Annotated in this window: 10 protein-coding genes; 7 read left to right on the top strand and 3 right to left on the bottom strand. The window is 37.5% G+C overall.

Annotated elements, in window-relative coordinates:
- The first annotated feature begins 100 nt into the window (after window positions 1–100).
- From VHE99_08125 to VHE99_08095, 7 genes are read left to right on the top strand one after another with little or no spacing between them, the layout of a single operon-like run.
- Entirely contained in the window at window positions 101–1,420 is a 1,320-nt protein-coding gene (locus VHE99_08125; GenBank protein HVV68978.1) for a TRZ/ATZ family hydrolase, read from the top strand.
- 19 nt (window positions 1,421–1,439) lie between these two features.
- Window positions 1,440–2,741: an oligosaccharide flippase family protein gene (locus VHE99_08120; GenBank protein ID HVV68977.1), complete on the top strand. Its 1,302-nt coding sequence runs from the start codon at window positions 1,440–1,442 to the stop codon at window positions 2,739–2,741.
- Window positions 2,738–4,051 (top strand): O-antigen polymerase, encoded by a 1,314-nt coding sequence (locus VHE99_08115; protein HVV68976.1) that lies wholly within the window; start codon window positions 2,738–2,740, stop codon window positions 4,049–4,051. The genes VHE99_08120 and VHE99_08115 overlap by 4 nt, the downstream gene beginning before the upstream one ends.
- Window positions 4,035–4,976, top strand: a complete 942-nt coding sequence (locus VHE99_08110) for a glycosyltransferase family 2 protein (GenBank protein HVV68975.1) — start codon at window positions 4,035–4,037, stop codon at window positions 4,974–4,976. Before VHE99_08115 ends, VHE99_08110 begins: the two co-directional genes overlap by 17 nt.
- A gap of 7 nt (window positions 4,977–4,983) precedes the next feature.
- Window positions 4,984–6,963, top strand: coding sequence for an acetoacetate--CoA ligase (locus VHE99_08105; GenBank protein ID HVV68974.1), 1,980 nt, complete (start codon window positions 4,984–4,986; stop codon window positions 6,961–6,963).
- A gap of 57 nt (window positions 6,964–7,020) precedes the next feature.
- Entirely contained in the window at window positions 7,021–8,916 is a 1,896-nt protein-coding gene (locus VHE99_08100; protein ID HVV68973.1) for a DUF6056 family protein, read from the top strand.
- A gap of 9 nt (window positions 8,917–8,925) precedes the next feature.
- Window positions 8,926–10,818, top strand: a complete 1,893-nt coding sequence (locus VHE99_08095; protein ID HVV68972.1) for a DUF6056 family protein — start codon at window positions 8,926–8,928, stop codon at window positions 10,816–10,818.
- A gap of 222 nt (window positions 10,819–11,040) precedes the next feature.
- Here the strand turns inward: VHE99_08095 and ttcA are convergent, their stop codons facing one another.
- From ttcA to VHE99_08080, 3 genes are all read right to left on the bottom strand, one after another.
- The gene (gene ttcA / locus VHE99_08090) at window positions 11,041–11,838 is read right to left on the bottom strand and encodes a tRNA 2-thiocytidine(32) synthetase TtcA (protein ID HVV68971.1); all 798 of its coding nucleotides are present in this window, start codon (window positions 11,836–11,838) and stop codon (window positions 11,041–11,043) included.
- Window positions 11,839–11,914: 76 nt separating this feature from the next.
- Window positions 11,915–13,384 (bottom strand): RimK family protein, encoded by a 1,470-nt coding sequence (locus VHE99_08085; protein ID HVV68970.1) that lies wholly within the window; start codon window positions 13,382–13,384, stop codon window positions 11,915–11,917.
- 7 nt (window positions 13,385–13,391) lie between these two features.
- A complete protein-coding gene (locus tag VHE99_08080) occupies window positions 13,392–14,159 on the bottom strand; it encodes an SDR family NAD(P)-dependent oxidoreductase (GenBank protein HVV68969.1) in 768 nt (255 codons plus the stop codon).
- Between the last annotated feature and the right edge of the window lie 74 nt (window positions 14,160–14,233).

Below are 14,233 nucleotides of genomic sequence, written 5' to 3'. Positions count from 1 at the left end.
TGTGACGCCCACATAACATGAGTGCCGGCATAAGGACAGATCCTTCGCTACGCTCAGGATGACAACTAGCGTTGAGCCTCACCAATACTCAAAGGACATCATGAAAACCCAAATTGATTCCCTGATTCATGCCCGCTGGATCATTCCCATAGAACCCTTTGACACCATTTGGGAAAACCATTCTTTGGCAATCGATCAAGGACGTATCCTAGCATTATTACCTACAACAGAAGCTCATGCCCAATACGAAAGCAAATCCAACATAACCTTAAATAATCATGCAATATTGCCTGGCCTAATCAATGCCCATGCCCACAGCCCTATGACGCTATTTCGTGGTATGGCGGATGACCTACCATTAATGACTTGGCTAAACGAACATATCTGGCCAGCTGAAAGTCGTTGGCTGGATGAAGAGTTCATCCGCGATGGCTCGCAATTGGCATTTTTAGAAATGATCCGCAGCGGCACTACCTGTTTTAATGAAAATTACTTCTATAGTGATATTAGCGCCGAGGTCACAGTTGCTGCTGGCTTACGTGCTTTAGTAGGCTCTTTAATTATTAATGTCCCAACACGACAGGCGAAAACTGTAGAAGAATATCTAACTAAAATGGATGATTTTTGCCAAAAATGGCGCCATCATCCCTTGATTACACCCGCTGTTCATCCCCAAGGACCCTACACTGTTCACGATGCGGCGCTGTTACAAGCTAAAGCTTATGCCGATCAGCATAATTTACTAATGCATATTCATATGCATGAAACTGACGCCGAAATTCGACAAAGTTTGCAAGAATTTAATAAACGTCCGTTGAAACGTTTTTACGATTTGGGTTTAGTTTCTGAGCGACTACAATGCGTGCATATGACACAGATCAATGATGAAGATATGGAGATTCTGCACCAAACGCATCCCCAAGTCGTTACCTGCCCAGAATCTAATTTAAAGCTAGTCAGCGGATTTTGCCCAGTCAAAAAACTACTGGATGCCGGTATTAATGTAGCTATAGGCACAGATGGCGCTGCCAGCAATAATGATCTTGATATGTTTGGTGAGATGCGCAGTGCTTCGCTGTTAGGTAAAATTGTCGCCCAAAACCCAACTGCGGTCAATGCACAGGAAACATTGCGCATGGCTACGTTAAATGGTGCTAAGGCTTTAGGGTTAGGCTCAATCACCGGCTCATTAGTTCCTGGAAAAGCCGCCGATATCATCGCTATTGATTTGTCACACCCCAATACACAACCCATTTACAATCCAGTATCGCAGATCGTTTATGCAGCGAATAGCCAACAGGTGACGGATGTTTGGGTTGCCGGCAAGCAATTGTATAAAAATGGAGAATTTTTGACCTTGGATCCAGCGGCAATTATTGCGAAAGCGGATGTTTGGAAGAACCGCATAGCAAATAAGTAGCTAGTGAGGATTTTAGCCCATGAAATTTAGATTGGATGAGCTGAAAAAAGATTCTTTATACTATTTTATCGCTAGAATGTTTCCAGCATTTTCTGGGCTTTTATCTATTACCTTGTTTATACGCTTACTCGGTCGTGAAATCTATGGCGAATATGCCTTAATACAAGCAGCTATTTTGTTTACCGGCAATGTCGCGCCCATCTGGCTATCTCAATCAATATTGCGTTACTACTCACGTTTTGATTCAACTCAACAACGTAGGATTTTTAGCACCGCCATTTTATTCTCAACTTTGCTGACCACTTTATTGTTTGCTATAGGTTTCTTAATTTTTGCAATCACCTATCTGCACTTAGCGCCATTAAATCTATTTATTGCGACTATCGCTGTCCTTGCCTTAATATTTTATAACCTCTTGGTCAGTGTACAACAAGCTATGTTGAAGCCCAAAAAAATTATATTGGCAGAGTTTTGCCGAGGATTTTTTATCATTACATTACCTTTAGGCTTATTGTTTATATTAGGCATCAAAAGCTACACGGTACTATTACTGGGTTCTGCCTTGACCCTTTCTATTGCCTGTTATGTGATATCACGGGGTATAAAAATAGATTTTGCCTGGCATAGCAATTTTACCCGAATAATCAAAAAAGTAATTATGCCATTTGGAATTCCTCTGACACTTTGGATTGGATTATCGACCTTACTCAACACTTCAGACCGATATATCATTAATTATTTCATGGATGCCAAGGCAGTAGGCACCTATTCTGCCGTCTATGATGTGGTATATAACTCCTTTGGCCTGATGCTGGCACCCGTATTATATGCAGCCCATCCACGTATTGTGCGTCTATGGAATCAGCGGCAAGAAAAAGACTCCCTTAACTTATTAAAAAAAGCGATTACGTTAGAAATCATAATTGGCATCATGGCCTTATTGACGTTAAGCCAAGTTGCCCCTATCCTTACCAGAATCATCTTGGGTACAAATGATCACTCTGCAACCCAGTTGGTGCTCCCAGTTGCCGCAGGGGCTATTTGCTGGCAAATGGCTATGTTAGTACATAAGACGTTGGAACTTAAAGGAAAAACAATAAGGATGTTAATATATGTGTGTTGTGCACTGGTTGCTAACGTGATAGGCAATATTGTGTTCATCCCGTTATACGGATATGTTGCCTCAGCGTATATCACCACTTTAAGTGCTTTCATATATATGATGTTAGTCATAACAGATACTTTAATAGCTCGTTGGCTAACAATCAAACAGCATCCTTTTGCATTTAAATTGACTGCACACAGGAAGGCTATTTTATGAACACACTTATATGCGCCATCATCATTAGTATCATAGGACTAATCAATTATCGTTTTAGCAAAAAAATATTTCATCCTGCCGTCATATTTTCAGGTTACTGGGCAATCTTGCTATTACTCTTGGTGGTTTTACCCAATGATTATTATGCATTGAGCAATAAAACTTTACTGATTTTCACTACTGGAATTTTGTGTTTTAGTTACGGGGGCTTCCTCAGTAGATTTGTTATAAATAGCCAATCTCAACCAAATTATATTCTTTCTGGAACTAACGAGACATCCTCGCGATCATGGATTCCATCTACCTTGCTCGCAGGCTTGGTACTGTGTGTGTTACTTTTTCCCTATTATTGCTATTACCTTTATCAAATATCCCTAACACATCAACATGAATTTTTGCAATATCATTACTTAAATCCACTTAGCAAATTTTTCATGACACTGCGGCAAGCCGTGGTATACAATAAAGGCTTAGGTATATTTAAATATTTAATTGCCTGGTTCGGCTTTTTATCTCTTGTTGCCCTCATTGAATACTATTCTCATAAAACCCTAAAAAATAAACTTATTGTCGTGGGTTTTTTTATCACAGTACTACTGTATTGTCTCTTAACAACGGCTAGAATGGCCGTAATTTATTTTCTATTTAGTTTTTTTAGCATGTATTTCATACTGGTAAGAAAATTAGAACTAAAAAAAATATTTATCAGTGGCTTATTCATCATTTGTGCTTTTATTATACCTGCCATCATTATGCATAAAGGGGTTCACCTGAATACAGGCATCTCATCGACATCTAACCTCTTATCACTTATAAAAAATATAGAGTTATATCTACTGGGGGGAATTGTTGCCTTTAATGAAACTGTAATTTACCCTGTATTAACCATTCCATTTCCACACGATTATAGTCTCAGCTTTTTTCTTAAAATTGCCCACCTATTTAACAATGATATTATTATACCAGCAGCGATATTTCCTTATATCAATATTCCAGATCCAACCAATGTCTATACGCTCTTTTTCTCCTGGTTTTTAGATTTTGATTGGCCAGGCATTATTATACTTTTTAGTATTTTAGGCTTTATAACTACCCTCTGCTTTCATTACGCTACCCGCAAAAATCCTATAGCTCTGATGTTTTATGCTCATATAGTTGCCGGATTATTACTGAGTAATTTTTTTGATGCATTTTTAGTAGGATTAAGCTTTTGGTTACAACTCTTTATCTTTACATTTTTAATCTATAAAGTGCCGTTAGTGTTAAACTCTTTTTACAAAATAAAGGTAAAACATGCAAGCAACTCTTGATATCGTCATCGTAAACTGGAACACTAAAAAGCAATTGCTAAATTGTCTTGACTCTATAGCTAACACTGTCATAAAAGACTCTTTTATATTAAACAAAATATTTATTGTTGATAATGCCTCAACCGATAACTCTCTAGATGGAATTCTGCAACTTGATTTACCGATTTTTTTAATTAAAAACTCTGAAAACAAAGGATTTGCTTATGGTTGCAACCAAGGCGCCAAAGACTCAACTGCTGATTATTTATTATTCCTTAACCCCGACACGTTGTTATATGCAGACTCGTTAGCAAAACCACTGGCATTTATGCAAGCTCCAGAAAATAAAACCATTGGTATTGTCGGCGTGCAGCTAATGGATGAAGAGGGTAAGGTGGCTAGAAGTTGCGCGCGTTTTCCCAAAACCAGTACCTATTTAATGAAAATGCTCGGCTTAGAAAGGTTTTCGCATCCTCATTTTATGAAGGAATGGGATCATATGGACAGTAGAGAAGTTGATCAAATCATGGGCGCTTTTTTTCTTGTCCGCAAAGAACTTTATAACCAACTACAAGGATTCGATGAACGATTTTTTGTTTATTTAGAAGAAGTGGACTTTTCCCTGCGTGCCAAACAACGCGGATGGACTAGTTTTTATTTAGCGGATGCTAAAATCTTCCATGCTGGAGGCGGCTCTTCCAACCAAGTCAAAGCAAAAAGATTATTTTATAGCTTACAAAGCCGTACTTTATATGCTTTCAAAAATTTCAATACCCTATCTGCCACGACTCTTTTCCTTGCAACTTTTTTAATTGAGCCCATAAGCCGCTGCGCTAGAGCACTACTGAAAGGCTCCGTAGAACAAGCTAAAGAAACTTGTTCAGCCTATACCATGCTTTACAAAAAAATTCCCAGTATTTTTAAAACAATCTGTACTCAAAAATAAAAAATTCATGAACACTCATAAACAATCCACATCACCAGAACAGCCAGTCTGGAAACCTTCTCTCGAAAATATGGCTAAAAGCCAAATGATGCATTTTTTAAATTTTGTAAACCAGCAACATGGATTAAATTTAGAAAATTATCCTTCACTCTACCAATGGTCTGTTGACAACCCCGCATTGTTCTGGCCAGCTATTTGGAATTTTTGCGCAGTTATTGCTAGCAAATCTTGGGAAAAAGTAATTGTTCACCCTGAAAAAATGCCAGGTGCCAAATGGTTTACAGGTGCTAGATTAAATTTTGCAGAAAACCTTTTGCGCCATAAGCATGCTACTAAACCCGCTTTGATTTTTCGCAATGAGATAGGTAAACGCCGTGAAATCAGCTATCAATCTTTATATAAACAAGTAGCGGAACTTGCTGCGGGGTTAAAAAATTTAGGCGTAACTGTCAATGACCGAGTGGCTGCATTTATGCCTAATATACCCGAAACGATCATTGCTATGCTAGCAACAACCAGTATAGGCGCTATTTGGTCTTCTTGTTCGCCAGATTTTGGCAGCGCCGGTGCCTTGGATCGATTTAATCAGATACAACCAAAAGTTTTGTTTGCTACAGATGGCTATTATTACCACGGCAAAACCCATTCTTCTTTAGAAAAAATACGAGATTTACAAGAGAAAATCTCTTCTCTAGAAAAAACTTTTATTGTTCCTTATTCTCAACCAACACCTGATATCTCAGCGTTAACAAATACTCTATATTACAATGACTTTTTAGTAGCCGAATCTCAAGAAATTAGCTTTGCCCAACTGCCATTCGATCATCCTGTTTATATTTTATACTCATCTGGCACCACTGGTGTTCCCAAATGTATCGCACATGGTGCTGGCGGGGTGCTGCTGCAACATTTGAAAGAGTTGATGCTGCATACAGATATCCATAACAGCGATACCTTTTTTTATTTCACCACCTGCGGCTGGATGATGTGGAATTATCTAGTTAGCGGCCTGGCCACTGGCGCTACACTGGTACTTTATGATGGCTCGCCTTTTCATCCTAAAAAAAGCTCACTCATTGACTTAGTGGCTGAAGAAAAAATTAGCGTCTTTGGAACAAGTGCCAAATATATCTCTGCAATTGAAAAAGCCAATCTTGATCCTATCACTACGCATAATTTAACTTCATTGCGCACCATTTTATCAACTGGCTCCCCTCTTTTGCCGTTTAATTTTGATTATGTTTACAACCATATTAAACCAGACGTGCAATTATCGTCGATTTCTGGCGGCACTGATATTGTTTCCTGTTTTGCTTTAGGAAATCCATTAATACCTGTTTATCGCGGTGAATTACAATGTCGCGGTCTAGGGTTAAAAGTTGAAATTTATGACGATCAGGGACATTCAGTTCATGAGACCAAAGGCGAACTCGTTTGTACGGCAGCATTTCCTGCTATGCCAATCTACTTTTGGAACGATCCTGATGGCAAAAAGTACTATCACGCTTATTTTGCTAAATTCCCTGGAATTTGGGCGCATGGAGATTATGCAGAATTAACTGCACACCAAGGCATGATTATCTATGGTCGCTCTGATGCGGTATTAAATCCTGGAGGTGTGCGTATTGGTACAGCAGAAATTTATCGTCAAGTGGAAAAAATTCCTGAAATCTTAGAAAGCTTGGTAGTTGGACAACCGTGGAACAACGATACCCGCATTATCTTATTCATTAAACTGTACGCGGGTCTTTCCTTATCTGAAGAATTGAAAAATAACATCAAAACAATAATCAAACAAAACGCCTCTCCTCACCATATTCCTGATAAAATCATACAAATCCCAGATATTCCCAAAACCATCAATGGAAAAATTGTCGAATTGGCAGTACGTGATATTATTCAGGGGCACCCTATTCACAATAAAGATACATTAGCCAATCCCGAATCCCTGAAATATTTTGAAAATTTAGAAGAATTACGCAAATAAGGGTAAGCTATCAAGGTGCAAAGATTAAAAGTTTGATAATAAAATCATGGAGTCATAATGAGTCAAAGCAGCTTAATCAAATTGACAAGTTACATTTTATTTCTTGCAATTTTTTGTTATTTTTTAATAATAAACCGCTTAACCCCATTAGCTTCCGATGATTTCCTAGCTATACCAAATTTCTCCAGCTTTTCAGATCTCATTGGCTTGATTTACTCTGGTATAAAAGCTAGTTATTTGCACTGGGGCGGAAGAGTGTCTCTGGTATTTGTTATAAATTTATTTTTAAGACTTATTCCTATATTTAATTTTTTAAATGCGATTATGTTTTGTTGTTTCATCTATGGTATTTTTCTTAATGCGCTTTTAAGACCTCTCTATAAAATTCGTGATTTATTTACAATTTTATTCATTGTTTTTGTACTTTGGTTTTTTATACCTGAACTTGGTGAATCTGCTTTTTGGAAAACTGGCGCAATAGTTTACCTTTGGCCGCTTACGGGTGCCTTATATTTCATATATCCATTTTTAGTTTTATTATTGAAAAATAATGACATTGTTGCTGGCAAATATGGGCGAGTTATATTGTTGGTTATAGGTGCTTTATTACTAGGAATGAGCCACGAAGATTTAGCAGTACCTGTAGGATTCTTGCTACTTCTAACGATTAGTTGTTGTCATTTTCGAAACAAAGATATTCCAACCTGGAGTCTGGTTGCTACTGCTTTGTTTTTTATTTCATTTCTGATATTAATTATTGCTCCAGGCAATTATGTGCGCGCTGCACACGGAGCAGTTCACGATGGATTAATACATAAAACACTCCAGCTTTCATTTGTTATTTATAAACACTATATTAGTTTTAACGGCTCTCAGCCTTTATTTTTACTTACATTAGCTGCACTATTCATCCTGTTGCTGCAAAAATTTTTAAATTCAAAAGTATGGGTTACCTTACTTTTGGGAGTAACACTACTCGCTACATTTCTGTTGATAACACCTAATTGGATCAAGCCTAATTTAATTAGCACCGGTTTATTTCTATCTTTATTCACAATTTTTATCCTATTGAATCTACTAAATCCTTCGCCAAATGGTAAGCGATGCGCTCTGTTTATCTTACTATCAGGAATTGCTGCTTATGCCACAATCGTTGCACCCTGGATTATGTTCGGTTATAGAATGGCTTTTTTTGCAGATATCTTTTTTGTTATTGCCATGCTCTCTGTTATATGCAATGAAAATTCGTTAAAAGGCTGGAATGTTTATTATCCAATATTTTGCTTATCTCTTTTGTTCTTTTTAGTGCCGAGCATGATTCATAATTACAAAGAAACGAAATTTATCTATGAGCAAGAGGTAAATCGCGAAAATTTAATGTCGCTTTATCAACAGAATAATACACCGATCATTTTGCAACCTCTCATCAAAAACCAATTAAATCTTCCAAATAAAGACCTCCTTTTATATACGCCCCATTTGGTGGTTAGAGATTTCAACGAACATGAACTTGCTCTACTCTACCATTCTCCAATAATTCTGCGTCCATTTGTGGAAAGGTGGTCAACTCTAGAAAAAGTCATGGATGTTGATCAAGCTAAAACTCACTTTAGTACATTGGTTATAAACCGCACATTCTATTATGTAACAACCCGCAGTGCCTGTGCGGCAATTGAAAATAAAAATCCATTTTTTCTCCATGTTTACCCCAAGGATTCTAATAACCTTGCTAAATCTAAAAGAGCAAATGGCTTTGAAGATTTGGGATTTGCATGGCAGCCAGATAACATGACTACAGTAATTTCAGATCAAGGTAAAACAAAAAGTGATGTGTGTGTATTTGCCGCGCATTTACCTTACTATCCCATAAAGCAAATAGTAACAGGTCAATATAGTACTATTGACGGAAAAACAATTTTTGATTGGACAAGTGAATTTTTATCTTATATTTAAGGAAGCACCATGCACATACACCTAAAAAAAATACCCATTCTATTATTCTTCATATCTTTGTTTATATATACAGCGATTATCAATAGTCTTTATCCTCAAATGGTAGATGATTTTTATTATAGCTTACATTTTTCCAGTATAGCTGATGCCATTTCTCAAGTTTTCTCTACAACCAAATTACTTTACCTTACTTGGAGCGGAAGAATATCAGCTTATTTTGCTATGGACGCATTGCTTCCCTTTATAACTCTATTCAATCTACTTAATGCTGCTATATTCTGTTTACTCATCAATGGCATTTTCTTAACTACCACATTACGTGCGCCGAATAAATTACGAGATTTAGCAACCTTAATTTTCATTACAACCATTGCCTGGTTTTGCATTATCGAATTAGCTGAAGCCTCTTTTTGGAAAGTCGGCGCTTTTTTTTATTTATGGCCTATGACTGCCACATTATATTTCATTTATCCCTTTTTAAAATTATTTACAAACCAACCTATAAACATATCCGGTTGGCTAAAAATAATCGCGTTTTCTTTGGCAGCCTTATTACTGGGAATAGTTCATGAAAGCTTGAACATTACGATACTCATATTCCTGTTATTTATTAATATTTATTGCTGGCGTCGTTACAAAAAGATTCCCACCTGGGTTATATCCAGTAGTATTTTTTATTTTATTGGTGTAATCATCCTTGTTATTGCTCCAGGCAACTATGTCAGAGCCCACAGTATAGCAGCTGCTTATCCGCATATTACAAGCATTGGTTATTACATTAAAAAATTTATTACTCTAAATCAGTCTATAGGAACTCATTTATCTCAAGCTGTTGCTGACAGTATTCCCTTGGGTGTAATAGCTATGTTGACCCTATTATTGCTCATAGGAAATGGTTATATTAAAAATAAAATATTAAGTATTGCCGTAGCGTTACTGGCTGTTTTGGCCGCATATGTAATGTCTAAACAAGCGCATATTCACGTTTTAACAGGTATCATTATAATGATACCCACTATCGTCTTTATAGTTTTGTTATTTAAGAATTATAAAAATAATCCACGGGGTTTATTATTCTTTATCCTATCGTTCATTTCAGCCTATACCATGATGGGCGTACCTCATATTATGTCTGGCGATAGGACATCATTTTTCCCCGATATTTTTCTAGTTATGTGCTTAACCACTATTTTTTCACAAGAGTACTCCAAAAAATTTTGGCAATGGCTCTATCCAATCATTGCGGCTATCTGTTTGGCAGCTCTGGTTATTAGCATGACATCAACCTATTTTAATATCAGGTTATTTCATAACCAATTTCAAAAGCGAGTACAGCTGATGATGCTTTACAAAAACAATAAAGTGAATAATGTTATCTTACCCCCTTACCATATACCCGCCATTGATGCTTGGAGAGCTAGTTCTGGAAATAAAGCCTTACTTATTCGCACGAAAAATATCTATATAAGCGACCTTTCTGCAACAGATCCTGCTGATTGGCGAAATCGATCTTTTGCTAAATATTATGGCTTTCCAGCCGCAAAAATCACCATTAAGCCTGTCGCATTGTGGAGTGATATTGAGCAAGAGTTATCTATAGCTCAGAAAAATCAAAATTCTAATACCTTTATAAAAGATAATAATTTATTCTGGGTATACAATGCTGGATCCTGCAGCTCTCTCCCAAATAAACAACCTGTCTCTATTCATATTTATCCTAGCAACGTAAACAATTTATCTAAAGATAAAAGAAAGCAAGGATTTGAAAATTTTGAACTAAAATTTACTCCTGACTATGCAATGACCATTATTTCTGCAAATGGCCAAATAGATAATCAGGTTTGCGTACTAACCAAGAGTTTGCCTGGTTATAAAATTAAAAGAATAGAAGTTAATCAGTAAGATTTAAATCAGGATAAATTTTGCTTTTGTCAAAATTTATGACGTATGATGCAAATTGACAACATAATTATGAAATATTAACTTTGAGTAACTACCCACCCAATAAAAAAACACTTTCACTCCGCGCGGGCGGAAATCCATCCTGATTTTGGCTCTGTGCCAGAAAATAAATAGATTCCTGCCTGTGCGGGAATGACAACATTTCTGAAAAAGGGGAGTTAACTAACCTTCAACAACAACCGCCTCAGCCATAGTTTCCAAATTTTTAAAATCCCATAAGCGTTCATCCATCAACTGACTGGGACGTACACTACTGAGTGCATGCAGTATGTTACTCGGCACTTTCGGATTTTCATGGGCTAACCCATCAATGAGAACTTTGACACGTTGCCGCATCAGGTTTTCTTGAGAACCGCATAAATTACAAGGTATGATGGGGAATTCTTTTTCCTGTGCATAAGCAATAATGTCTTTTTCCTGACAATACACCATTGGTCTAATCACAATATTTTTTTTATCATCGGTTAATAATTTCGGTGGCATAGAGCGGATATCACCATTATATAAAATCGACATTAATAAAGTGCGAATCAAATCATCACGATGATGTCCCAACGCAATTTTGGTAAAGCCTTTTTCTTTAGCATAGGTGTAAATAATTCCTCGCCGTAATCGCGAACACAATGAACAATAAGTATTACCTTCAGGTATTTTATCCTTCACAATGGAATAAGTATCTTGACGTAAAATCTCGTAAGGAATCTCCTTAGCATCAAGCCAAGCTCGCAATTGTGAATCATCCCAGCCAGGTTGCGCCTGATCTAAAGTAAATGCAAAAATCTGGAATTTGTTGTTGGAGCGCAGACGCAATAAATTTAACAAAGTGAGCATGGTAAATGAGTCTTTACCACCAGATAAACAGACCATCACTTTGTCGCCTGTTTTTATCATGTGATAATCAGCAATGGCTTTTCCTGTATAGTGCAGTAATTTTTTTTCTATTTTAGATTCTACTTTCAAAAAACACACTCCAAACTTTTATAGAATGGGGTCAAATCTTAACATATGACATTGATTCTTACTTCAATGTCATATGTCAAGATTTGACCCCACTCATACTTTTTTTGCTCTCGATACGTTTTAATATCGAGCGCATAATCGTCAAATACAGCTCATCTTTAAGCAAAATGTCTTCCTGATTATTATCGATCGTGGGGTTATCATTGACTTCAATCACCACCACATGGTTGCCTATTTGTTTTAAATCAACTCCATATAAACCATCACCAATTAAACCGGCAGCTTTTTTTGCCAATTGTAATACTTTAGTCGGGACAGTGTGGATGGGAACTGCTTCAACACATCCAAACAATGAAGATTTGTTAGATAGATTATAAATTTGCCAATGATCCTTAGCCATAAAATATTTACAAGCAAATAATGGCTGTTTGTCTATAAAACCTATACGCCAATCAAACTCCGTAGGAATAAATTCCTGCGCAATAATCAAGTCAGAACGATTTAAAAATTTTTCTACCTCATTTTTTAAATCTTGTTCATGACTTACTTTAATAACACCAGTAGATAATGAACCATCAGGCTGTTTTAGTACACAGGGCAATCCCAATTGACGCGAGATATGATTAGCATTGTCTTTATGCACAATAATGGTTTTGGGAATGGGTACTTTTGCTTTAGTTAACAATTCAGCTAAATAGACTTTATTCGTGCATTTCACTATTGATTCGGGATCATCGATAACCACCAAATTTTCTGCATAGGCGCGACGCGCAAAGCGATAAGTATGGTGATTAACCTCAGTTCTTTCACGAATAAATAACGCATCAAATTCAGCCACTCTGCTGAAATCATCTTTAGTAATTAAACGCGTTCGGAAATTCAATGACTCTGCCGCATCGATAAAATTTTTGATGGCTTTTTTATTGGAAGGTGGAACTTTTTCTTGGGGATTGAGTAATATGGCTAAATCGTAAATGGATGCAGTTTTACGGAAAGAATGAATACGTTTTTTCGAAAAATACGCATTGGCAAATTCTATCAAATAAGGTTCATGGCCTTCTGGTATTTCAGTGATGGGTATAGGATTGACATTTTGTAGCAGCCATTTTTTATTATATGAAAAAGTGACTTCCAGTAAAGGTGCCTGAAATAGATTATAAAGCTGCTGACTTAATTTATCGTATTGCTTGGCAACGTTTCTGCCAAAATAAATATTTAAATTATAAGTTGTTGATTTTAGCTTGGAGAAGCTGCTTTGAATCAGTTGGTCAATTTCATCTGACATCACACGCAATATAGATTGTGATTTTAGATCCTGAATCGTAGTGACATTAGGGAAAGCCCGATGTCCCCGCGCTTCAGCTAATAAAGAAACATAGTAACCCATGCCTTGGTAACGATAAGAACGGCAAAGGTTATAGATACGAATATTGCGAATTTCAGAATATTTGCTATCAGTGAGGTAGGACTTGGCGGAGACAATTTCTACGTCGGGAATGTTAAAATTCCATTTTTTTGGATTGTTGACAACGACTATGCTTAACATGAGGTATCTATTTAGGCGCCATTCGCAATGCCCCATCCAGTCGGATCACCGAACCGTTTAACATGGGATTCTCAACAATATGTAGGACTAGCTTAGCATACTCAGCAGGACTACCAAAGCGTTTTGGAAAGGGCACCGAGGCTGCAAGATTATCACGCACCTTGTCAGGCAAGCCTCTCAACATGGGGGTTTCAATCAATCCTGGCGCAATAGCCATAACGCGGATGCCGAAACGTGCCAATTCTCTTGCGGCGGGTAATGTCATAGCCACTACACCGCCCTTGGAAGCACTATAGGCTATCTGGCCTATTTGCCCCTCAAATGCGGCAACTGAAGCGGTATTGATAATCACACCACGCTCTTCGCTATCGCCTATAGGAGGTAATGTAGCCATGCGTGCGGCTGCTACCCGCAGCACATTAAAAGTGCCGATTAAATTAACCTGGATAGTGGGAGTAAAGTCTTCAAGCGGCAATGGAGAGCCATCTTTGCCTACGATCAGCTGACCCGGGCAGATACCGGCGCAGTTGACACAAACGCGTGGGACTCCTAGCTCTGCTTCAATTTGTGCAAAAGCTTGAGTCACATCACTGCTATTGGTTACGTCACAAGTGATGGCTATTCCATTGATTAACTGTGCCGTTTGTTTCTCTTGAGCCAAGTTACGATCTAAAATGGCTACTCGCATTCCGGCTTGCGTTAATTGCTTGGCAGTTTCAGCACCCATACCGGAAGCGCCGCCGGTAATAACTGCAACTTGATTGCTGAATTGCATTTTAAGTCCTCCTCCTCTATCCTCCGTTTACACTTTTTTCCTTCTCCCACAAGGGGAGAAGGAAAAGAACTCTC

The organism is Gammaproteobacteria bacterium (genome assembly GCA_035546635.1).
Lineage (GTDB): Bacteria > Pseudomonadota > Gammaproteobacteria > JAURND01 > JAURND01 > DASZWJ01.
Note: the sequence above shows the minus strand (reverse complement) of the source record. Positions and strands in the feature narration are given on the sequence as shown.